Source organism: Candidatus Nitrospira allomarina (assembly GCF_032050975.1).
In the GTDB taxonomy this organism is placed as follows: Bacteria; Nitrospirota; Nitrospiria; order Nitrospirales; family UBA8639; genus Nitrospira_E; species Nitrospira_E allomarina.
In genome coordinates this window covers 1,488,172-1,510,110 of the sequence record NZ_CP116967.1, presented here as the reverse complement: position 1 = coordinate 1,510,110, position 21,939 = coordinate 1,488,172, and the positions used below count along the sequence as shown (strand labels likewise).

At 53.7% G+C, this 21,939-nt stretch carries 20 protein-coding genes and 1 pseudogene; 2 read left to right on the top strand and 19 right to left on the bottom strand.

Features of this window, described 5'->3' with window-relative positions; all coding sequences use genetic code 11:
- Positions 1-124 precede the first annotated feature (124 nt).
- Together PP769_RS06545 and PP769_RS06540 are read right to left on the bottom strand one after the other, a co-directional pair.
- The gene (locus PP769_RS06545) at positions 125-703 is read right to left on the bottom strand and encodes an antibiotic biosynthesis monooxygenase (RefSeq protein WP_312646163.1); all 579 of its coding nucleotides are present in this window, start codon (positions 701-703) and stop codon (positions 125-127) included.
- 115 nt (positions 704-818) lie between these two features.
- Positions 819-1,173: pseudogene (locus tag PP769_RS06540) on the bottom strand (nuclear transport factor 2 family protein).
- 60 nt (positions 1,174-1,233) lie between these two features.
- Here PP769_RS06540 and PP769_RS06535 point away from each other — a divergent pair.
- Positions 1,234-1,539, top strand: coding sequence for a HigA family addiction module antitoxin (locus tag PP769_RS06535; RefSeq protein ID WP_312646161.1), 306 nt, complete (start codon positions 1,234-1,236; stop codon positions 1,537-1,539).
- Positions 1,540-1,974: 435 nt separating this feature from the next.
- Here PP769_RS06535 and PP769_RS06530 read toward each other — a convergent pair whose 3' ends face one another.
- The 13 genes from PP769_RS06530 to murC form a co-directional block, all read right to left on the bottom strand.
- A complete protein-coding gene (locus PP769_RS06530; protein ID WP_312646160.1) occupies positions 1,975-4,536 on the bottom strand; it encodes an FG-GAP repeat domain-containing protein in 2,562 nt (853 codons plus the stop codon).
- A 1,085-nt stretch (positions 4,537-5,621) separates the two neighbouring features.
- Positions 5,622-6,707 carry a serine hydrolase domain-containing protein gene (locus PP769_RS06525; protein ID WP_312646159.1) on the bottom strand — a complete coding sequence of 362 codons (1,086 nt, stop codon included), beginning with the start codon at positions 6,705-6,707 and terminating at the stop codon, positions 5,622-5,624.
- A gap of 42 nt (positions 6,708-6,749) precedes the next feature.
- On the bottom strand, positions 6,750-7,268 hold the full coding sequence (locus tag PP769_RS06520) for a DivIVA domain-containing protein (protein WP_312646158.1): 519 nt from the start codon (positions 7,266-7,268) through the stop codon (positions 6,750-6,752).
- A gap of 24 nt (positions 7,269-7,292) precedes the next feature.
- Positions 7,293-7,592, bottom strand: coding sequence for a YggT family protein (locus PP769_RS06515; RefSeq protein ID WP_312646157.1), 300 nt, complete (start codon positions 7,590-7,592; stop codon positions 7,293-7,295).
- A 315-nt stretch (positions 7,593-7,907) separates the two neighbouring features.
- The gene (locus PP769_RS06510; protein ID WP_312646156.1) at positions 7,908-8,657 is read right to left on the bottom strand and encodes a YggS family pyridoxal phosphate-dependent enzyme; all 750 of its coding nucleotides are present in this window, start codon (positions 8,655-8,657) and stop codon (positions 7,908-7,910) included.
- Positions 8,658-9,202: 545 nt separating this feature from the next.
- On the bottom strand, positions 9,203-9,562 hold the full coding sequence (locus PP769_RS06505; RefSeq protein ID WP_312646155.1) for a laccase domain-containing protein: 360 nt from the start codon (positions 9,560-9,562) through the stop codon (positions 9,203-9,205).
- A complete protein-coding gene (locus tag PP769_RS06500; protein ID WP_312646154.1) occupies positions 9,531-9,959 on the bottom strand; it encodes a laccase domain-containing protein in 429 nt (142 codons plus the stop codon). The genes PP769_RS06505 and PP769_RS06500 overlap by 32 nt, the downstream gene beginning before the upstream one ends.
- Positions 9,960-9,963: 4 nt before the next feature.
- Complete coding sequence (gene ftsZ, locus PP769_RS06495; protein ID WP_312646153.1) at positions 9,964-11,160, bottom strand: cell division protein FtsZ; 1,197 nt, start codon at positions 11,158-11,160, stop codon at positions 9,964-9,966.
- Positions 11,161-11,272: 112 nt separating this feature from the next.
- Positions 11,273-12,526, bottom strand: coding sequence for a cell division protein FtsA (gene ftsA, locus PP769_RS06490; RefSeq protein ID WP_312646152.1), 1,254 nt, complete (start codon positions 12,524-12,526; stop codon positions 11,273-11,275).
- 3 nt (positions 12,527-12,529) lie between these two features.
- A complete protein-coding gene (locus PP769_RS06485) occupies positions 12,530-13,351 on the bottom strand; it encodes a cell division protein FtsQ/DivIB (RefSeq protein ID WP_312646150.1) in 822 nt (273 codons plus the stop codon).
- On the bottom strand, positions 13,348-14,316 hold the full coding sequence (locus PP769_RS06480; RefSeq protein WP_312646149.1) for a D-alanine--D-alanine ligase family protein: 969 nt from the start codon (positions 14,314-14,316) through the stop codon (positions 13,348-13,350). Before PP769_RS06480 ends, PP769_RS06485 begins: the two co-directional genes overlap by 4 nt.
- A gap of 76 nt (positions 14,317-14,392) precedes the next feature.
- Positions 14,393-15,313, bottom strand: coding sequence for a UDP-N-acetylmuramate dehydrogenase (gene murB, locus PP769_RS06475; RefSeq protein WP_312646148.1), 921 nt, complete (start codon positions 15,311-15,313; stop codon positions 14,393-14,395).
- A 38-nt stretch (positions 15,314-15,351) separates the two neighbouring features.
- The gene (murC, locus tag PP769_RS06470; protein WP_312646147.1) at positions 15,352-16,731 is read right to left on the bottom strand and encodes a UDP-N-acetylmuramate--L-alanine ligase; all 1,380 of its coding nucleotides are present in this window, start codon (positions 16,729-16,731) and stop codon (positions 15,352-15,354) included.
- A gap of 52 nt (positions 16,732-16,783) precedes the next feature.
- On the opposite strand from murC, the gene PP769_RS06465 reads away from it, so the two are divergent.
- The gene (locus tag PP769_RS06465; RefSeq protein WP_312646146.1) at positions 16,784-16,951 is read left to right on the top strand and encodes a hypothetical protein; all 168 of its coding nucleotides are present in this window, start codon (positions 16,784-16,786) and stop codon (positions 16,949-16,951) included.
- Positions 16,952-17,043: 92 nt separating this feature from the next.
- Here PP769_RS06465 and murG read toward each other — a convergent pair whose 3' ends face one another.
- From murG to mraY, 4 genes are read right to left on the bottom strand one after another with little or no spacing between them, the layout of a single operon-like run.
- On the bottom strand, positions 17,044-18,132 hold the full coding sequence (murG, locus tag PP769_RS06460; protein ID WP_312646145.1) for an undecaprenyldiphospho-muramoylpentapeptide beta-N-acetylglucosaminyltransferase: 1,089 nt from the start codon (positions 18,130-18,132) through the stop codon (positions 17,044-17,046).
- Positions 18,133-18,149: 17 nt separating this feature from the next.
- On the bottom strand, positions 18,150-19,328 hold the full coding sequence (ftsW, locus tag PP769_RS06455) for a putative lipid II flippase FtsW (protein ID WP_312646144.1): 1,179 nt from the start codon (positions 19,326-19,328) through the stop codon (positions 18,150-18,152).
- Positions 19,329-20,750 carry a UDP-N-acetylmuramoyl-L-alanine--D-glutamate ligase gene (murD, locus tag PP769_RS06450; RefSeq protein ID WP_312646143.1) on the bottom strand — a complete coding sequence of 474 codons (1,422 nt, stop codon included), beginning with the start codon at positions 20,748-20,750 and terminating at the stop codon, positions 19,329-19,331. It abuts the gene before it with no gap.
- Between the two features lie 13 nt (positions 20,751-20,763).
- Positions 20,764-21,840: a phospho-N-acetylmuramoyl-pentapeptide-transferase gene (gene mraY, locus PP769_RS06445; protein ID WP_312646141.1), complete on the bottom strand. Its 1,077-nt coding sequence runs from the start codon at positions 21,838-21,840 to the stop codon at positions 20,764-20,766.
- Between the last annotated feature and the right edge of the window lie 99 nt (positions 21,841-21,939).

Sequence of the window (21,939 nt, the reverse complement as noted above, 5' to 3'; positions counted from 1 at the left end):
GTCCACCAGCAGCAAATGTCTCTGTGGCATACGAAGTCACCCATCGTGTCCTTCACAACATCAAGTTGAGCGCAGCCTCGTGTCTACCGCTTGGAGCAATTTTCGAGGCGAGTGCTTCTCGAAATCAGGTAAACAACCAGCGTTGGATCAGTTTGGTGTAGTGCGGCATCACGAAATAGACCATGACCCATACCACCGAACCGGTGCTAAGCAGCAAGTCCAGATAATGATTTTGAGGTACTCCCAGTTGCCGCAGCCCCATTGCGACAACCAGGGGAATGACAAGCACCAACGGAAAGATGGCGGACCATGTCACGAGAAATTGTTTCCAGCGGACAGGTACCTTCGCCCTCGCGCCCTCGGGCGTGAACCAAAAATCCAAACCACTGCGTATGAAAAAATCATCATCTTGAACAAGGAGGGGTCGCACCCGTTCGATGAGTCGTTTGCGATCCTGTGAACTCATCCATCCCTGGAGGTGTTTCCTGGTATCAAACCGGACGATGACCGTATAGGTTGCCGTGAGTCCGGGAATCGGACGGATAATCTGCAAATCCAGGTGGCCCGGGTAGCTTCTGCATAGCGGACCGATTTCGTTCAACCAGGCGTCATAGCCCTCTTGTTGACCGTCCCGCACACGATGCGTAATCACAGCGGTGGCGCCCCGTCCTAACGTGCTCGTAGAGGGATGTTGATGATTCACAATGTCGACACCTCATATTATTAAGAAATTATGGACGCATAACATCGGTATCGTGGGCATAGTGCACGGCAAAACGTTCCATCCAACGATATGCGAAAAGGCAGGATTCTCCTATTCATAGCCGGTCAGGAATGGGCAAACCATGTAGACGCAGAAATGACAGCTTGTCCCAATACCCGCGTTGGAAGACAATCTTATCATCCAGCACCTGAAAAAACCCGCATCCCCGAGCCAAGCGGGTCGCGCCACTCAAGAATGGCCCAGTCATCGATTTCCAAAATGCGTTCAACGATGCAGCACATCTCCGCCCTGGCAAATTCCTCCGCGAACATCTTGTGAATAGCCGCTCGACCGACAACCGGGTCATTCGCCACCTGGTGATTCACCGCGTCTTCAGTGTAAAAGCCGGCGAGTGCCTCCGCATCGGCCCGATTAAATGCGTCTACCCATGCTCGAACGACTTCTCCGATTTGAGGAAGGGTATGCGCTGGATGTAAATTTAGAGGATTACAATTGAAAAGGAGAATGCTATGAAGACTTTGAAAATGAAGAATCCCCCGCATCCGGGATTTTCCGTTCGCATGGACTGTCTGGAGCCGCATGGGTTGAGTGTGACTGAAGGAGTCAAGGTGCTTGGTGTGTCGCGATCTGCGTTGAGTCATCTGGTGAACGAAAGTGCAGACCTGTCTTGGGATATGGCTGTTCGCTTGGCCAAGGCATTCGGCAGTACGCCGGAGGGATGGATGCGGCTGCAGTTTCAGTACGATGTTGCCCAGGTGGGAGAACGAGCCAAGAAAATCAAGGTGAAGACTTTTGCGAATGCAGCTAATACTTGATGAGAGCTCGTAAAGAGTTCTAAGGATTGCGTTCAGAAAAACTCAACCCATACCCCTCTCCCTTCCTTTTCACTGACGCCTACTGACTGGCCCAGGGCGAACGCTTTTATTCCCAGGCAGACCCTGTCCAAGCCTGGCGAGTTGGTCTGCCCTCCGAAGGCTCGCGTTCGATCTATCCAATGCGGCCAGGCTGGGCGTCAATGGTTTTGGGGACTTTTGCCTCCACAACAAAGGTTGCCCTCCTGGAGACGCATCAGGCAAAAACTCGGCGGCCGGGCCGAAACCCGGCCACGCGCGATTTTCATGACACCACCCGTTAGGCTGCATCCTTTCCACCGTGGCTTATTTCCATTCCGTCTTATTCCCCTACCCAGTCTTAATGATTCAGATTGATCGTGTTGTCCGAAACGCCAGGCGCAACGTCGAGGCCGCCTATTAATCACAATCGTGGCACATGTGGCGCAGCCTGAAATTCCAGCCGTTGCGATTCAGGAAGAAATCTTCTCTGGGCACACCCAGATTGCAAGGGCCGTACTCCCAGATTGCCGTGTTGGTGGGGCTCCGAATCGGCACGCAGCTGGAAGACACCGGGTTCATGATTTTTTCAAGTGGGCTCAAAGATATGGGATCCTTGAAGATATTGTCCTCGACTATTCGCCGGTAGCAATCCTTGTTACTGTTGTCACCCACAAGATAGTACGATATGACATCAATTGGAAGCTCACATTTGGCATCTTTCATGTGGTAGTAGCCAACATTCATGACCCAGATGGAGGGGGAAAGCGTCTGGTACATCCAACGTGCAAATTGCTTGCGACCTTCGCTCTTCGTCCACTTCTGCACCCAGGCATCAGATGGATCCCAGACGCCGGAATCCTTCTGCTGCGCCACGTAAGTCAGCAGACTGGCGTCACTGGCGACGAAGGCGTGGCCATTGGTGATCTTATCCTCGGTCGCTTCCCTCAATTCGGAAAATTTGGTCTGCGCTGCCGACAACTCGCCCTGGAAAGTGGTGCTGCCTGACGCATCCAGCCCGGCGTCGATCAGGGCCGACAGAAGTCCGCCAACGGCTGCCGCGACATCCCCGCCAAGTGATGAGAGGGCAAAAGGCGCAAGGAAGAGATCCTGGAAGAGCGCGTCAACGTTTTTCTCATCCATGTCCTCACCATAGAGCTTTTGGGCGATAGAGGTCAGGAGATCCTTATCATCCGTGAAGATACCGGAATAGAGGGTCGACAAGCCGGTGAAGTAGTCAGAGACTGGCTGTGCCAGCCCCAATTCATCGTAGATCTGTTTTGCGATGTTGTTCCAAGCGGCCAGGGTCGTACCCGAGGGTATTAGGATCGGATGTTGGTTTCCGAGTCCTAGGCAGGAATCGGTCGGCACCTGCGTCCAGTCGTTCCACTTATTGTCATTGGTACCGGTGAACAGACAGGTTTGGTAGTGTGACAGGGTGTTGGAGTCAGTGGTGTATTGATCGCGAATGGTTTCCCCCGTGCCGACGGTTAGAAAATTGTTGATGGCGACGTAGGCGTCCGCTTCAACGGCGGTAAAGGCAGGAAAGCCGAAGGCAACCGGGTTGTCCCAGGCATTGGGAATGACCTTATCATAAGACCAGGTGCGAATGCCGTAGCGACCGCGGGCGATCAGATCAGCCTTTGTATCTCCATCGACATCGCCGGTTTGAATGGTGGTGTAGTTCTTCGCTTCATCCCAATAGTTGTCAGCCAGCTCCGGATTGTCACTGTTGAGGCGGACCCAATGGTCAGTGTCCCACTTATACGTTTCCATGCCACCCGCCGTCCGGCCAAGCAGTTCGGCGGCTTTATCGCCATCAATATCCGCAGTCTGGATGGTTGCGTAGTATTTGCTCTGATCCCAACCGATGTCATCCGACCAGCCTGGATTCTCAGTTTTGAGCTGGTCCCAGGCCGTGCCGTTCCACTTGTAGGTTTCTATGCCGGCTCCGGAACGGCCAAGCATTTCCGCTTTTCCATCCCCGTCGATGTCGGCCATCTGAATGGTTGAATAGAACTGCGGATGTTCCCAGCCAATCGCATCCGACCAACCCGGACTGGCACTCTTGAGGAGTTTCCACTCGCTGCCCGACCACTTGTAGGTATCCATGCCATTTATGCCACGCGCCAACAGTTCATCACCTGGTTCGCCATCGATATCGGCGGTCTGGATCGTAGAGTAGAATTTAGCCTCACCCCAACCGTTACTATCGGACCAGAATGGATCGGCCGACTTGAGCAACGTCCATTCGCTGCCCGACCATTTGTAGGTTTCCATGCCATTTATGGCACGCGCCAGCAGTTCATCCCCTGGTTCACCATCGATATCGGCGGTCTGGATTGTGGAGTAGAATTTGGCGGAAGACCAGCCACCGGCATCAGTCCAGGCTGGACTGTCTGCTCTGAGAATCTGCCAGTTTGTCCCGTCCCATTTGTACGTATACATACCGGAGACTCCTCGGCCAAGCAGTTCGGGGATACCGTCGCCATCAATGTCAGCGGTCTGAATGGTTGAGTAGTATTCCGGGTGATTCCACCCTCCGGGATTGGAGAACGGTCCGCTGGTGGAGAACTCTTTCCAAAGCCCCAGTGTTGCGTCCCATTCGTGGACAGTCATGCCGTTGTAGCCACGGGCCAGCAGTTCGTCGGCATTATCGTTATTGATATCGGCCATCTGAATGGTCGAATAGTACTCAGCCGCCTCCCAACCGGATCCATCGCTCCACGACGGTAGGGTAAAGATCGGTCCGTCTGACGAGTCAAAGATGGATTGCCTATCAACCACTCCCGGGGCATCCTGGGCAGCAACCAATGCCGGCTGGATCAACACGGTTGATAGCAATGGGCTCATCACCAACATGAGCAGGATGACGAGAACGGGAAATCGTGAAGTCGAGAACCCGGAACCGGGAAGGAGATAGGAAAAAGGCGGAAAGAGCGCATGCAGACGGGGAACAGCTAAGAAGGGAAGACGCTTCATGTTTCGGGCCTTTCTGGTTTTTGGCATTCTGGGTACTGTTCCCCATCGTTCTAGGGGAATAGGAATTTCAAAAGACTTTGGTGGGTAAGCAGGAAACTAACAAAGGCCGCATTGGAGGGTCAATTTTCGAACATTGGTGTCTGCCATGCGTGAGTACACCCTGGGCGTAGGCCGGAATTTGCCAGACAGCGAAACTTTGGTTTTTGTACTAAAAGGGAATCCAGGAGGAGATATTGTTCTCAAACACTGCGGGAAATATTTGAGGAGAGTATAAAATAAATCCATGGAATACACCCCAATCTCTACGACTCACCACCTTTTCAACGACGCCTGCTGTTCGGCCCTATAGTCGGACGTTCACATCCCCTGGTAGGCTTTGGAATTTCAGCTCGACTTAAAATCCCTTCGACAAGACCGATGATTTGCGTGAACCCCAGTTACCTGATTGCACACTTTTCCTCATAGGCATTTAAGAAAAGTTTCAAAGTATTATTGTCGGCATGAGCTTCCTTCTTCTCTTTCCCTGACGCCTGCTCACTGGCCCTCGGGGCGAACACTCCCATCCCCTGGCGGGCCTTGTTTGAGCCCTGCGAGTTGGACCGCCCTCTTAAGATTCGCGTTCGCCCTATCTGATCCGACCAGGCAGGGCGTCAATGGTTTTGGCTACTTTTGCCTCCACAACAAAGGTTGCGCTCCTAGAGACGCATCAGGCAAAACCTCTGCTGCCGGGCCGAAACCCGGCCACGCCAGTACCTACCACTCATTCCAAATAGTAGAATATTGTGCTCGAACACGTCGGAATATATTTGGAGGGACAATACAACCATTCATGGAGTACACCCCAATCCCTGCAACCCTCCACTTCCTTTTCAACGACGCCTGCTGTTCGGCCCTATGGGCGGACGCTCTTCAAACATTGGCGGGCCTTGTTTGAGCGGAGCGAGTTGGTCCGCCCTCCTATTTCCCGCGTCCGCTTAATCTGATGAGGCCGAACTGGGCGTCACTGGTTTTGGGTCCTTTTCCCGAAAGAAAAAGGACCTCGGCTGCCGGGCCGAAACCCGGCAACGCTTAAATCTCAGCCGAGATCATGCCCCCAATTCCTGAATAATCGCATCATGAAGTTTAGGACGGAAGGCTTTGATGGCTTGATTGTCCCGGGTAGGATGAACTCGATTGGAAAGAAAAATGACTTCCAGGTCACGAGTCGGGTCTATCCAGATACTTGTTCCGGTAAACCCCAGATGGCCGAATGATTCCGGCGAAAACCACTGGCCCGAGGAGGAGGGTTGTGAGGGCGTATCCCAGCCTAAAGCCCAACTGGTTCCAGGCTGGGCCGCCACAAACTGTTTCACCAGGTGAGAATCAAAAAGACCGGAGTTGCCATTATAACTTTTCAGCCAAGCTTGGGTAACCTGCCCTACGGCTTCGGCAGTTCCAAAGAGTCCTGCGTGCCCGGCAATGCCTCCCAGCGCGAACGCATTTTCATCATGCACCTCCCCCTGCAAAAGACGCCCACGCCAAGGATCCTGTTCAGTGGGTGCGCACCCACCAATTGATGCATCCAATGTGGCAGCCACATTCGGCTCTCGATAGCCAAGTGGGCTCGCATGGAGGGGCCCATAGATCCGTCTCCGGCAAAAATCGGCCAATGATTGATTCGTGATCCGTTCCACGATCAACCCCAGGACCATATAGCCCAAATCACTGTAGAGGCTTTTGGGGTCCGCCCCTGCTTCTATCGGTTCCTTGAGAATTAACTCCAGAAATGCCGTGGCTCGTTCCTGACGGGCTGGAAGATCTGGGGGGAGAGCCGGAGGGAAAGACCTGTAAAACGGACGCCAGGCTGGAAGGCCGCTTTGATGAGAGAGCACGTCCTTGAGACGCACCCGGCCTAATGGGAAGTTTTTCGTTTCAGGGAGCCACGTGTCGATGGACGTTGATAGATCCAGATGTCCATCCTGCACCAGGAGCAGAATAGCCGATGCGGTTGCCAGAGGCTTGGTGAGGGAAGCGAGGTCGTAGATTGTCTGAAGTTGGACAGGATAGGCATCCGGAAGTCCGGAGGTAAGACCCACGGCATGATGCATCCGAAGATAGCCCTGGTGCCGAACGAACAAGACCGCACCAGGAAATACCTGCGCATGAAGTCCTTCAAGGAGGATACGCACCATAGGATCGGTCTGATCCACAATGTACTGAGGAGGTCGAAACGTCTAGCCGGCTTCCCGATGGGAGGCTCGCTCCGCACTCATTTCCGGCTCGCCTTCCCCTTCAAACGCGTCGTCCGGTCGCTCTTCAATTTCTACTAACCGATGGAAGGAACTCAGTGTCAACCGTAGGCGATCCAGCACCAGCGCCCGCTGCTGTTTAAGTGTCGAGATCATTCGACGCATTTCGGCAAGTTCGGCCCGGCTTTGCGCCAGAATTTCTTCGGCTTTCAACTCCGCCTCTTTCACCAAAAGATCCGCATCCCGTTGGGCACCATGCTTGAGTTGGTCGACAAAGGATTGGGTTGAAATAAGCGTACTGGTCAGCGTGGTTTCCGCTCGTTTGAGCTGACCCACTTCATCATCCTTCCCGGACAATTTCTCTTTGAGCACCAGGTTGTCCTTGGTAAGTTCCTCAACCGACTCGGCGATTTCTTCCAAAAATTGGTCCACCTGCGTCTTGTGATAACCTCGCCATTGGGTATCAAAGACTTTATGCTGAATGTCCAACGGTGTAATTTTCATGACGACTCCTTTCCCCCTCACCGGCTAGTGCATTCTGAGCGCGAGATCCTTCAAAGATGCTACCACGGCAATCTGGAAAAACATAATAATAAGGATAGCAATGATCGGAGATAAATCAATTCCCAACCCGAGCATGCCAACCCGACGCCGGATTTGAGAAAGGACCGGCTCCGTCATTCTTTCTAAAAACTGAACAATAGGATTCCAGGGATCGGGGTTCACCCAGGATATCAAGGCTCGAATAATAATAACCCACATATAGATCCATAAAATCGTATCCAGGATGGTCGCAATCGCCTGTAGAACGTTACCGGCAATAAACATGATCCTCCTTTACAGATAAGAATAATGAAAAAGCATGCCCTGAGTCTGGCCGAAGGGACCGCCAGCGGGGTTCCCTGCCTTCGACGAGCCCCCTTCGCCAAAGGGGGCGACAAAGGCGGAAAACGGCTTCGCACAGGCAGGTCGTCACTTGGCCGGCCTCACGTACTTCCTTATACGGGCCCTCCGCCCAAGTGGCTGCGGCTTTGCTGGACGTGCCTTCTTGAACACTCTTTTTTTGTATGGCTTTGGATTTCCCACATGCCGACAAACGGAAATCTTTTCAAATATTCAATAGCGTTATCGACATCGGCCCTGTCATCCCACCGAGTTGGGACTGACGGCTTTCCCTCGACTTCCAAAAATAGCCGTGCCGATCCGAACCATCGTCGCCCCTTCTTCTATCGCGATCTCGTAGTCATGAGACATGCCCATGGACAATTCGGTCATCCGCACACGACGCCATGTCTGTCGGGCCAGCCCATCTCGCAATCGACTGACTTGCGTAAAATAGGGACGAACGTCTTCAGGATTTTCTTTCCAAGGCGGAAGCGTCATGAGCCCCTGGATCTCGAGGTGAGGGAGCCGGTCCAGCTCCTCTATCCTGGCTTCCACCTCCTGTGAGGTAAATCCTCCCTTGCTGGCTTCCTCCCCGACATTCACTTCGAGTAACACGGCTTGTTGAATCCCGATTTTCCCGGCCACGGCATCCATATTCTCGGCCTGCTCCAGACTTTCCACGGAATGCAGCAACGAAAAATTCCCGACAAGATCTTTGAGTTTCCGACGTTGCATCCGACCAATGAAGTGCCAGACTAAGCCTTCTCGTGGCCCCAGAATCTGTCGCTTTTCCTGAGCCTCCTGAAGGCGGTTTTCTCCAAATATTCGCACCCCCGCCCTATAGGCTTCCTCTAAATTGACGGCGGGGACGGTTTTGGTCGCCGCCACCAACCGAACTCCGGAAGGATCCCGCCCGACACGAACGGCGGCCTGCCGGATGTTCTCCTGGATAATCTGAATCCTATGGGTAATGGAGTTGGAAACGTGGCCATCCTTCAACAAGAACACCGAAGATTTTTCATATGACTTCTATTGTAAACGGGATTGCCGCTTGAGTCACGGGCAGGGATAAAAGAGGACAGACTGAATATTGGACTCCTCGCTCTTTCATGTGGAGCCCTGAATGGTTCATCTCCCATGGTCCGACGCCTGCCGTCTGGCCCAAGGGAGGGATGCTCTCATCTGCTGGCGGGCCTTGTTTTCAGTCCTTCGACCCAACTCAGGAAAAACTCCGCGAGTGGGTCCGCCTTCCACAGGCTCGCGTCGTCCCTCTCATGAGGCCAGACGGGGCGTCAATGGTTTTGATGCCTTTTGCCTGCACCACAATAGTCGCGCTCTTCGAGACGCCTCAGGCAAATCCTGGCCTGCGGGACGAAACCCGGCAACGCAGAACTTCACATTGACTCAATAATTGGGGGCACCAATGCCATGCCCTCTTCTACCAGCACTTTTTCTTGGAAACCACAAGGTGGGGCGAATCGCTTAAAATGGGGTCAGCGATGCGTCCCTACATCGCATACAACCTTGCCACTCCCGGCAAGCGAGATCAATCCTTAGGCAGCAGGCAGGATAATTCCACTATACATGCTCCCATTCACCTGCCCCTCCCGCCTGTAAGAATAAAAGAGATCGTCCCGACAATGGGTGCAATGGTCCACCCGTCCAATCTGAGAGTCAGGAACTCCACCGGCGCGGATCTGGTGATAGATCAGTTGTTTGAGGTCTAAGAACCCTTTGCCTTCGCGGGTTTCTTGAAGCACCCCGGGCCACGCTGGATACCGGCTTCGCAACGGGTTGATGACCTGTTCATCGACTTCGTAACAACACGGTCCGATAGAGGGACCGATCGCCAAATGCATATGCTCCGGTTTTGCCCCGAATTCATTCACGCAAGACCGGATGGTTTCTGCCACGATGCCGCCCCACGGCGCCGCGCCATCCGGCATGAATGGCACCAACCACTCCCCTGGCCTTCTCGACCAGCAGCACCGGGACACAATCCGCGGTGCGCACGACCACCAGGGTTTCAGGTTGATTGGTGACCAACGCGTCCCCCTCGGCCTGGTCTAATGCCCCTAGCCCCCGATGGGTGTGGATGACGACCACCCGGGTACTATGGATTTGCTTGAGCGCGACGACAGCAGGAAACTCCCGCGGCCCGCTCGCAATGTGCCCAAGTTGTATATGAGTGGCTAACCCTACCGGCGTACTCCGGGTCCCGAAGAAATGCCGCACAGGGATCATATCACTCGTCAATCCGTCATCAGACACTCCCGATCCCTTAGGGAAGGGACGTTTCTCCACATTCATGGGATTAGTTCTCCGCTTTCCTCCGTAAAAAAGTCGGCACATCCCAATCATCATCCACCAACAGGCTGGTCTTTTCGGGAATCGGTCTGGCAGTCGCCTGTCGTCGCATATAGGTGGGCCGATCGAGATCCTCAGAACCGTTGCTAGCCCCATTTTCCGCAGGCACAGCCACGAGTGCGGGCTTTTTGACAGGCTCCACCACAAGGGTCGGTTGATGCGCATTGGAAAACCGCATGACCGACTCGGTCTGTTCGAATCCTGTGGCAATGACTGTCACGGTTAATTCATCCCCTAGTTCGGGATTAATGACCTGACCCACGATGATATTGGCTTGAGGATCTGCCGCTTCCCGGGCAATATTGGACGCTTCGTTTACTTCATGCAACGTGAGATTGGGCCCGCCGGTAATATTCAATAACAATCCTCTTGCCCCTTCCACGCTTCCATCTTCCAGCAAGGGGCTGGCAATGGCTAGTCTGGCCGCATCGCTGGCTCGGGTCGGACCTCGCCCCGTTCCCATCCCCATCACCGCACGCCCGGAATAGCCCATGACGGTTCGCACATCGGCGAAATCCACATTGACCAAACCCGGAGTGGTAATGACATCAGAAATTCCTTGAATGGCCTGACGCAGCACATCATCCGCAATCTTAAACGCCTCCACAAGCGGCGTACTTTTATCGACCATTCCCAGAAGTTTCTGGTTGGGAATGATCAAGAGGGAATCCACGTATTTTTTTAATTCACGGATCCCTTCTTCGGCAAAGCTGGTCCGCCGGTTTCCTTCGTATTGGAAGGGTTTGGTCACCACCCCCACCGTGAGAATGCCCAACTCTTTGGCAATCTTTGCGGCAACGGGAGCACCGCCCGTGCCCGTTCCTCCACCCATCCCTGCCGTGACAAAGACCATATCCGCTCCTTCCAGGGCTTCACGGATTTGGTGTTCACTTTCCATTGCCGATTCTTTCCCTATCTCCGGCTTGGCTCCTGCCCCCAGGCCCCGCGTCCGTTCCGGACCCAATTGGATTTTGTACGACGCAAGCGAGCGGCCCAGGGCCTGCAAATCGGTATTGGCCACGACAAATTCTACCCGGCTTAAGCCGGCTTCAATCATCGTATTCACCGCGTTGCACCCGGCACCTCCGACACCAACAACTTTGATGTTAATAACCGATTGCTCCTCATCAGACAGTGAAAACATACGACTCCTCCTTTCTACCACTCCCCTGTTAACCCGTGGGGACATTTAAATGATGACTCACCTTGGCTCGCGAAGTAGGCACGGATCCATGATCCTCCTTTCTTGGCATGATTTAAAAAAAGTTCATGATCCATCCCTTCATTTTTCCGACCAGGCCACCGGCCCAACGCCCGGATTTTTTGCCTTTGCCGGCTCCAGGGCCCACTAGTTCAAACTCATTTTCGTGACTCACCGAATGGACGATAAGCCCGACCGCCGTCGAGTAGCTTGGGTTACTGACTATTTCCCGTAAACCTTCCACCCCGATTGGCCTCCCTAACCGCACCGACAGATTCAGGACGTGTTCCGCCACTTCAGCCATGCCCGGAAGTAGCGAGGTTCCTCCCGTCAACACGCCTCCAGCCACGAGCATGCCGTCATACCCGGCACGACGGATTTCACGAAGTACGAGCTCGAACATTTCTTCCACCCGTGGAGAAAGAATTTCCGCGACCAAGGCTCGAGGCATAACCCGGGGCGGCCGTCCTCCGACACTCGGCACTTCAATGGCTTCGTCCTCATTCACAAAGAGACTACTGGCCACTCCATATTTCAGTTTTATTTTTTCCGCCTCCTCCGGCGCGGTTTTCAATCCCATTGCCAGATCCCCGGTGAGATGGCTCCCTCCGATGGGAAGAACCGCCGAGTGCCGGATACACCCCTCGACAAAGATCGCGATATCGGTGGTACCTCCCCCGATATCCACCATCACCACCCCCAGGTCTTTTTCCTCATGGGTCAGCACGGCCGCGCTGGAGGCTAACGGCTGTAACACAATATCGACGACATCCAATCCCGCCCGGCTGACACACCGGATAAGGTTTTGTGCCGAGGTGACCGCCCCGGTCACAATATGCACGTCGACTTCCAACCGTGATCCCGCAATGCCTAATGGATCGCGAATCCCTTCCTGATCATCCACAATAAATTCCCGAGGAAGCACATGAAGAATTTGGCGGTCTGGAGCCGGCACGGCGCAGGCTCGTGCTGTATCGACGGCCCGACGGACATCCGCCTTGGTCACTTCTCGTTTTTTTAAGGCCACCACGCCTTGCGCACTTTCACTCCCGATATGGCTTCCCGCAATCCCCGTATACACGGAATTGATTTGGACCGCCGACATCAATTCTGCTTCCTCCACGGCCCGCTTGATGGACTCCACGGTACTGTCCATGTTGACGACCATGCCTTTTCTCAACCCGTTTGAACGATGTGAGCCCACTCCGATCACATGAATGGAGCGATCATCCTGGATTTCCCCCACCACCGCACAAATTTTTGTTGTCCCGATGTCCAGTCCCACGACGATGTGTTCTTTTTTGGTCATGTCCTATAGTGTCCTCTTGCGAAAAATGACTTTTTGAGCAAATCGCAAATCCACTTCTTGCGACCGACCTTCAATTTTATCCTTCACGGTGGGATACAACACCAAAAATCGTTGCCACTGGTCTTCCACCTCACGCCCGAATTGAAACCGGACATTGGGTAGATCCACGATCGTTGTATGAGGTTGCGACACATCAATCCGTGGCCTGCCCGAAAACTGCCGGGACAGTAACTCAGCAATGTGAATACCCTGCTTGGCGCGTCGATGGCCTTCGGCTTGGTGCTCTGTCATGAATGTGGAGGTCACCCCATCAACAATGGGCAATGTCGTCCCTGCCTGAACCTTCCCTTTCGGCAACAGATACCCTTCTGCATCCAAATAATAGGGTTCGGTTGGTGACCCAAACACCGCTGCCGGCTGACGCTCAGTCACCTTTATCACCAGTGAATGAGGCAACACCCGCTCAAAGTCGACCGACCCGATCCACGGATGCGATTCCAACCGGGTCGCGAGCAGCTCTGAATCCACAGAGAACAAACTGGTCTGTGGCGCTAAGTCCAGCTTCGTCAGAATTTCATCGCGCGTGACTCGATCCAAACCCACAACCGTGATCTGTTGGATTTCCGTCCACTCATCCGCCCACTGCATCACCTGCCGTCCTCCTACTACAATCACCACAATCAGACAGGCCAGGACACCTCCGATCACGACACGCCGGACCCGCAGGGCTCTCGATGACGACTTCGCTTTCCCCGGTCCTCCAGTTTTTTTAAGGGGCCGGTTTTTTCGAGGCCGTTTCGTGTTGAGGGATTCTCCCGATATCATGACGCAGAACTCCTGGTGTTCCTTATTTTCCCGGAGGACGGTACCAGCCTTTTCGGTAGAGCCTCACGCAAAATCCGTTCAACCAGATCATCATAGTCCCACCCGATCTGTGCCGCTGCCATGGGAAGCAAACTCCGTTCGGTCATGCCGGGAATGGTGTTCAATTCAAGAATATACGGACGTCCGTTGGTATGAATGCGAAAATCGACTCGAGCGGCACCCCGACACCCTAACGCCTGATAAGCACGAAGACTGTAATCACGGAGAAGGTTTTCCAGTTTTGAAGTAAGCGATGCCGGACACTCATAACGAGTTGCCGCCTTTCCATATTTGGCCGTAAAATCGTAAAAGCCCCCGGGAACGATGATTTCTACGCCGGGTAAGACCTCGTTGCCAAAAACGCCCACCGCTACTTCCCGACCGGGAATATATTTTTCCACCACTGCCTGCTCCCCATATCGATAGGCTTCTTGCATGGCCTCCTTCCATTGAGATGGCTTGCGCACGATCGAGACACCAAACGTAGACCCCTCCGCACAAGGCTTCACCACCACAGGCAAGCCTAAGCTGGGAGGTGGACGAACCGGGATGATTTTACCGGATACGGTCATACCCGGCGGAACGGGTACCTTGGCAGCCTGAAGGACCACGCGCGTCAATCCCTTGTTCATGCAGACGGCACTCGCCGTCACGCCCGATCCGGTGTACGGCATCTTCATGACTTCCAACATCCCCTGAACCGTGCCATCTTCCCCTCCGGGTCCATGCAAGGCAAGAAAGGCCACCGAAATCTTTTTTGCCCGGATCTGATGCGGCAATGTGGCATCGACTTCAATGGGAATGACCGTATATCCACGTCGTTTTAACGCATCACAGATTGAACGCCCCGTCTTGAGCGAAATCTCTCTCTCGGCTGAAGATCCACCCATCAGCACACCGATTCGCAAAGATTTTTGTGTCATCATTCTCTGTGTCTTCACCTTGTAATAAGCCTTTCACTCTGACTGCATCTTTTCGTCACCACTATCAACCCTGGCATCTCTACGATTCTCCAATAATTTTCCATTCAAGCTGAAGCCGGACCCCAAACTTTTTCGCCACGGTTTGCCGGACTTTTCGTATCAAAGCCAAGACCTGGTCGGCGGTGGCGGCTCCTTTATTCACAATAAAGTTGGCATGTTTGGTCGATACTTCAGCATCACCAATCCGCACGCCCTTTAGCCCTGCGGCTTCAACTAACCGTCCGGCAGAATCCCCCGGCGGATTTTTAAACACGGACCCGGCATTCGGAAGGGTTAACGGTTGGGTCTCCCGCCGGTATTGCAGATAGGTTTTGGTTTTCGCCTCCACCTGCGCTTTATCTGAGAGAGCCAACTGGACCCACGCGCCAACGACGACGCCTTTGGGGAGCGTTGCCTTCCGATACGCAAATGACATGTTGGAAGCCTCCACTCGTACACGATGTCCACGAAGATTCACCAAATCAACCGCAGACAAGACCTCCTGCATTTCCCCTAACCGCGTACCGGCATTCATCACCACCCCTCCACCGACGGTTCCCGGAATCCCCGCCGCCCACTCCATTCCGGACAGATGATGCCCCACCGCAAATTGCATTAATCTGGGCAACCGCACCCCCGCCTGGGCATATACCACGTGACCGGCTTCCTCATGTATCCCGGTTAAGTGTTTCAATTGCATGACAATGCCTCGAATCCCTTTATCGCGAACGACCACATTGGTCCCGCCTAAGACCACAAAGGGAATCTCTTCTGTTCGAGCGCCTACGAGCACGCGAATGACGTCTTCCACATCCAGGGGAAAGATCAGGACATCCGCAGGGCCGCCCACCTGCAACGACAGAAGAGGCGCCAGGGATTCGTTCCAGTGGACTTCTCCTTTCACATGCTGCACGGCTCGTTGAAGCCGTTTCGCTGTCAGTGTCAGCCGGCCGGTCTTCACCTGTACAATCCTCGACTTCCATGACTCACCACATTCGATTACAACGAATCCAACAATTCAGTTCCGACTTTCCAGACATCCCCCGCGCCAAGGGTCAACAGGACATCGCCCTCACGAAGCTCCTCACGCAATTTGGGAATCAAACCGGAGTCACGATTGAGCCATTGGACAGAGGGATGACCAGACGCCCGAATGGTGTCGGCCATCATGTGTCCGGTGATCCCGGGGATCGGCGCCTCACCGGCGGGATAGATATCCATGACATACACGCGATCCGCCTGTTCGAACGCCTTAGCAAATTCGTCGGCCAGGTCCCTGGTTCTTGAAAACCGGTGCGGCTGAAACACCACGACCAACGGGCGCTGCCACGCGGCTCGCGCAGCCGCCAAAGTGGCACGAATCTCGGTAGGATGGTGCCCATAGTCGTCCACCACCACAATGCCGTTTTTTTCTCCACGAATCTGGAACCGCCGCTCGACTCCGGAAAACGCCGCCAGCCCTGCCCGGATCAAATCCACGGGCACATCCAATTCCAATGCCACCCCGATGGCCGCTAACGCATTGGCCACGTTATGGACACCCGGGATACGAATGCGGAAGGGCCCAAGCTTTTGATCCCGGTAATGTGCCCGAAATTCCACACCCATCGCTTTGGTTTCAATATCCGTCGCAAACAAATCAGAGGTCAGCACACCCGAAAAATCACTCATGCCATACGTGTGATATCGCTTCACCACCCGAGGCAGGAGCTTGCGAATCCAGGGATCATCGGCACACACAATCGCCACGCCGTAGAAAGGAATTTTATTGATAAATTCTAAAAACGCCTCTTGAAGACCATCCATGTTTCCGTAATGATCGAGATGCTCACGGTCGATATTCGTCACGACCACGATGGAGGGTGACAACCGCAAAAACGACCCGTCACTCTCGTCGGCTTCCGCAATCAGCAGATCACTCCGGCCTAAACGCGCATGGGTACCCATGGCATTCACCTTTCCCCCAATCACGAATGTGGGATCGAGGCCGGCTTGCGCAAGAATCGATGCGACCATCGACGTCGTGGTGGTTTTTCCATGAGCGCCGGCAATGGCAATGCCGTACTTCAATCGCATCAGCTCTGCCAGCATTTCCGCTCGCGGAATGACCGGGATCACCTTGGCCCGGGCCGCACGAATTTCCGGATTGGACCCGGCAATGGCCGACGACACCACCACCACTTGCGCCCCTTCCACATTCGACTCCTGATGCCCGATAAACACCGTGCCCCCCAATTCTTCTAACCGGCGAATCGTGTCAGACACCCCCACATCGGAGCCGGTCACCTTATACCCTAACGTGAGGAGCACCTCTGCGATGCCACTCATCCCGCTTCCTCCAATACCGACCAAATGAATGTGCTGAATTTTTCGAAACATAATGTTTTAGACTTCCAGGGTTGAAGGGAGGATCACCGAAGACGGTCAGTTGATGCGCCCACTGCTGGGAACGCATGGGCTGTCGGTCTGGAGGTATCGTTTTAATACGGAGTCGGCCTACCGGGCTCGCGACTTCCCCATAAGCCTCTCGTATGACACGACGACTAATTTGGATCTTCCAGACGTGGCCCTGACAGGACGTGCTCTTCATTCCCTGTAAGAGTCCCTCCTCATTAAAGATTGAATAGCTTCAGACAATGGTTTCCACTTTGACTCTATTGCTTGTTCATCCGTGCCATATTTCCCTGTGTCTCACGACGCGACCGGATGCCCCACGAGCGAGAGGCATTCATTCACCATCTGCTCTGTGGCGTTGACTTTCCTGAGGATCCAGCTCTGTCCTGCCATTTCCTGTAGGTGGGGAATATCCAACATCAATCGTTCAATTTCTTCTGCCAGCCGCTGCCCGGTGAGGTCGGATTGCAGGAGCACTCGAGCCGCTCCGGCCGCTTCCATGGACCTGGCATTCATCTCCTGATGATTGTGTGTCGCTTGGGGAAACGGGATCAGGATTCCCACTTTTCCATATGCGGATAACTCAGCCAATGTGCTGGCCCCGGCCCGACAGACAATGAGATCCGCCTTGGCAAGCTCATGAGGCATATCAAAGAGAAAGGGGCGGACATCTGCTTGAACGCCCATTTGTGCATAGCCGGCCTTGACCCGTTCGAAATCGTCCGCTCCGGTTTGATGGGTGATAGTTACCTGCTCCCGCAGCCCCGATGAAATCTCCACAGCCTTCAACATGGCCGAATTAATCGCCCGAGCCCCTTGGCTCCCGCCAAAGATCAATAGATGTGAGATCTTCTGCGGAGGAACCGGAGGACGTTCCAAGGCAAAAGCCTTTCGAATGGGTGTGCCAATCACCTTGACTTTCGATGAGGAAAAGAACGGTTTTGCACTCTCAAAGGCTAGAAAGACTCTGTCGGCCAATGGACCCAACACCCGATTGGCCAATCCCGGCATGGCATTCGGTTCCAACAAGACTCTGGGAATATTCAACAACCAGGCCGCCACGACCACGGGAGGACTAAAATACCCACCCGTCCCAATGACCAGATCGGCTCGGTGACCGCGGAGAATCTGGGTCGCACGCCACAACGACTTCGGGAGCAGCATGAGGGAACGCACCATGCCAACCAGCCCTCGGCCCACAAAACCTTCAACCGTGATCGGTTCAAACCCAAACCCTTCTTTCCCCAGAATTTCTCCCTCTAACGACTTCCCCGTCCCGATAAACACAATGCTCCCTCCAGGGTCATGCTGTTGAAATTCCTTGGCATACGCGATAGCCGGAAACATATGACCTCCCGTCCCACCCGCAGCAATGACGACCCGCATTACACCATTCTCTTCACTTAAGGGCCGGCTCGTCCCTGTCGAGCCACACTCAGCAAAATTCCGAGAGCTAACATGGTGACCAGAAGCGACGACCCTCCGTAACTGACCAAGGGAAGCGTTAAGCCTTTTGTCGGCAACAGCCCACTCACAACGCCTGCATTGATCAGGGCCTGAACACCCAGGAGCATGGTAATTCCCAAAGCGAGATATCGCCCAAATAAATCAGGTGCCAAGGCCGCAACTCGAAATCCCTTACACACCAAAATGGCAAACAGGGCCAACAACCCGCAGGTTCCAATGAGGCCCAGCTCTTCTCCCACCAAGGCCAACACGAAATCGGTATGGCCCTCCGGAAGAAACATCAGCTTTTGCTTGCCCTGCCCAAGACCGACACCAAATAATCCACCATTTTCCAAGGCCAGGATGGACTGGACAAGTTGATAGCCTGCACCTTGTCGGTCCGCGAACGGATTCATAAATGTCGTCATCCGTTCCCATCGTTCAGGACTCATCCAAATGAGAGCACCCACACCCATAATCAGCGGCCCGCCTAAATAGGACAAGTGCCGCACTCTCGCTCCGGCCAGATACATCATGCCGACGAACACCAGGCTGATGACGACGGTACTTCCTAAATCCGGCTCCACGACAATGAGCCCACACATGATGCCCACCATCGCCACAGGGGGAAGAAACCCTCGTTTCCAATCAGTGACTCGTCGTTGTGGATTGGAGAGAAACGCCGCGAGGTACAGCACAACAGCCAGTTTGGCCATTTCCGTGGGTTGAATGGAAAAAAATCCAAGTGCGAGCCATCGTCGAGCACCATTGATTTGAGGGCCCACAGCCAGGACCAGCAGTAATCCAACGATACATCCTCCGACAACCATGGGAATCCATTGCTTCCATTGGCGATAGTCGATGAATGACCCGACCAACAGGACGCCAAATCCCAGCAGCATCCATACGATTTGTCGTTGGAGGTAATAGGTGGCATTGGTAAATTTATTTTCCGCCATAACCCCACTGGCACTAAACACCATGACCAATCCCCCAAGGGACAGTGCCAGGGTGATTCCCACGATCAGAGGATCGATCCGCTTGGAACCGATGCCCTGATTCCCAGGGAACAGATCCGCCCATGCCCGCGACTCCACATGGGAGTTTTTACGCCGCAAGATAGCTGGAATACCCATTTAGTGGAGTTCTCCGACAACCCGCTTAAATTCAAGTCCGCGATGATGATAATTCCGAAACATATCGAAACTGGCGCACGCCGGGGAAAACAACACCACATCCCCGCTGGACGCGAATGTCACGGCCTGGGACACCGCATCCGTCAAGCTGGTTGCGAGGGTCACCGGTTTGATCTGATCCAGGGCCTGGAGAATTTTCTGAGTCGCTTCTCCGATCACCACGACGCCCTTGACCTGTCGTTTAATACTGTCAACCAACTGCGAAAAATCACCGCCTTTGTCTTTTCCACCAAGAATCAAAACCAAGGGTTCATGAAAGCTCTGTAAGGCTTTGAGGGTGGCGTCCACATTCGTACCTTTCGAATCATTGACAAATGTGATGCCCTTCCACTCCCGAACCACCTCTAAGGCATGTTCAAAGGTCGGCGTGCCTTGAAGCGCACGAACCATATCCTCCGCTGAACATCCACAGAGCAATCCGACACACATTGCCGCCATCGCATTTGCCACGTTATGGTCTCCGCGCATCGGGAGGGCATCACGTGAAGCGATGAAAAAATCCTTCCCGTGCATCCGTGCTCTCATCTCGCCTGCTTCGAGATACACCCCCTGATTCACTTTTTTGGTAAGACTGAATTCACAGACCCCTGCCCGTGCCGACAAGGCCAGGGTTCTCACCACAGGATCGTCCACATTAATGAGCGCCCAATCCTGAATCGTCTGATTTTCAAAGATACGCTGCTTGGCGGCCCTATAGTCTTCTTGAGTGGGATGTCGATCCAAATGATCCGGCGTCACATTTAACAATGCGGCAACCCAGGGCTTAAACAGGTGGATCGTTTCTAATTGGAAGCTCGAGACTTCTGCGACAATATACTCATAGTCCGGCCCAGGAGACGGATCCGTTTGCTTGCGCACCGCCTCACATAATGGAATACCCAGATTGCCGCCCACAAATGCCCGCTTTCCACAATGTTGCAGGATCGATCCAATGAGGCGTACCGTGGTACTTTTCCCGTTGGTTCCGGTCACCGCAATGATCGGAGCCCGAAGAAACCATCCGGCTAACTCAATTTCCCCAATAACCGGAATGCCACGTTGGACAGTCTCCTGGAGAAGAGGATGGTCCTTGGGGACCCCCGGACTGACGACCAGGAGTTCGAGGTCTCTCAACCCGTCGGCAACGTCATTCCCTCCTAACACTCGTACGCCTCGAAGACGATACGCGGCGGACGCGATCTCAACATCCTGACTTGTGTGTTCCTCGACGATCGTCACCACCGCGCCAATGTCCAAAAGGAGATCGGCAGCCGCCCTGCCGCTTCGTCCGAGGCCAAACACTGTGACACGCTTGTTTGGCCAACTCGTAATGGGAAACACGGGAGTGACATTCACGGCTTCCATGGCTCCACAGGGTTCCACAAAGATCCTCTGCTTAGCGTAATTTCAATGTGCTAATACTTAGGAGGCCCAAAATGATCGCAATAATCCATAAACGCACAACCACTTTTGGCTCTTCCCAGCCCTTCAGTTCGAAATGATGATGCAATGGCGCCATAAGGAAAATTCGCTTTCCCCTGGACTTAAACGATGCCACTTGAAAAATCACGGACACCGCTTCCATCACAAAAACTCCGCCAACCAGGATTAATAACAATTCATGTTTGCACACCACTGCCACCGTCCCTAAGGCCGCACCCAGAGGTAAGGATCCCACATCGCCCATGAAGACCGACGCGGGATATGTGTTAAACCAGAGAAAACCCAATCCCGCCCCAACAATGGAGGCCGTCAGGATGGCCAATTCCCCGGCTCCTTCAATATGAGGAACGAGCAGGTACCCGGAGACCAATTTATTTCCGACCGCCCAGGCTACCACCGAATAGGCCATCGCTGAAATAATGACCGGTCCGACGGCCAACCCATCCAGCCCGTCAGTGAGATTCACCGCATTGGAACACCCCACAATGACCAGAACGGCAAATGGGATGTAGAAGACTCCTAAATCGGGAGTAAAGTTTTTAAAGAACGGCACACTCAGTTCCGTGGAATATCCAGGAGAAAGATAAAAAAAGAGCCCAATGCCCAACGCCACTCCTAACTGTCCAACGATTTTTTGCGTAGCCGTCAATCCCTTGGATTGGCCACGTAAAATTTTAATGTAATCATCCACAAATCCGATCATCCCGAAACCCACAAGCGATAAGAGGACCAACCAGACATAGAAATTGGAGATATCCGCCCACAACACCGTTGAGAGCAATACCGAAAAGATGATGAGCAATCCTCCCATCGTAGGGGTACCGGATTTTCCCAGATGGGATTGCGGGCCATCAGTTCGAATTTTTTGCCCGAGTTTCAAGGTCTGCAATTTTTTGATCATGGGAGGGGCCAGGAAAAATACAATCAAAAAAGCGGTCACTGCGGCATAAATAATGCGGAAACTGAGATACCGAAAGACATTGAAGATGGCAAATTCGGTATGAAGGGGATAAAGCCAGAGATACAGCATTAGGATGTACTTTCTTCGGGTAGAGGGAAAAAAGCCTCGCCCAGATATTGTTGCTCATTCATCACGGTTAGACGTTTCACTCTCGAGGACTCCTTATGG

Excerpts from the sequence above, each read along its gene's own strand:
- ftsZ (WP_312646153.1), bottom strand. The coding sequence starts at position 11,160 with ATGTTTTCACTGTCTGATGAGGAGCAATCGGTTATTAACATCAAAGTT.
- ftsA (WP_312646152.1), bottom strand. The coding sequence starts at position 12,526 with ATGACCAAAAAAGAACACATCGTCGTGGGACTGGACATCGGGACAACA.
- murG (WP_312646145.1), bottom strand. The coding sequence starts at position 18,132 with ATGCGGGTCGTCATTGCTGCGGGTGGGACGGGAGGTCATATGTTTCCG.
- PP769_RS06535 (WP_312646161.1), top strand. The coding sequence starts at position 1,234 with ATGAAGACTTTGAAAATGAAGAATCCCCCGCATCCGGGATTTTCCGTT.
- PP769_RS06465 (WP_312646146.1), top strand. The coding sequence starts at position 16,784 with ATGCGCCCACTGCTGGGAACGCATGGGCTGTCGGTCTGGAGGTATCGT.
- PP769_RS06525 (WP_312646159.1), bottom strand. The coding sequence starts at position 6,707 with ATGGTGCGTATCCTCCTTGAAGGACTTCATGCGCAGGTATTTCCTGGT.
- mraY (WP_312646141.1), bottom strand. The coding sequence starts at position 21,840 with ATGCTGTATCTCTGGCTTTATCCCCTTCATACCGAATTTGCCATCTTC.
- PP769_RS06485 (WP_312646150.1), bottom strand. The coding sequence starts at position 13,351 with ATGATATCGGGAGAATCCCTCAACACGAAACGGCCTCGAAAAAACCGG.
- PP769_RS06520 (WP_312646158.1), bottom strand. The coding sequence starts at position 7,268 with ATGAAAATTACACCGTTGGACATTCAGCATAAAGTCTTTGATACCCAA.
- PP769_RS06500 (WP_312646154.1), bottom strand. The coding sequence starts at position 9,959 with ATGAATGTGGAGAAACGTCCCTTCCCTAAGGGATCGGGAGTGTCTGAT.
- PP769_RS06515 (WP_312646157.1), bottom strand. The coding sequence starts at position 7,592 with ATGTTTATTGCCGGTAACGTTCTACAGGCGATTGCGACCATCCTGGAT.
- PP769_RS06480 (WP_312646149.1), bottom strand. The coding sequence starts at position 14,316 with ATGATGACACAAAAATCTTTGCGAATCGGTGTGCTGATGGGTGGATCT.
- PP769_RS06530 (WP_312646160.1), bottom strand. The coding sequence starts at position 4,536 with ATGAAGCGTCTTCCCTTCTTAGCTGTTCCCCGTCTGCATGCGCTCTTT.
- ftsW (WP_312646144.1), bottom strand. The coding sequence starts at position 19,328 with ATGGGTATTCCAGCTATCTTGCGGCGTAAAAACTCCCATGTGGAGTCG.
- murC (WP_312646147.1), bottom strand. The coding sequence starts at position 16,731 with ATGTTTCGAAAAATTCAGCACATTCATTTGGTCGGTATTGGAGGAAGC.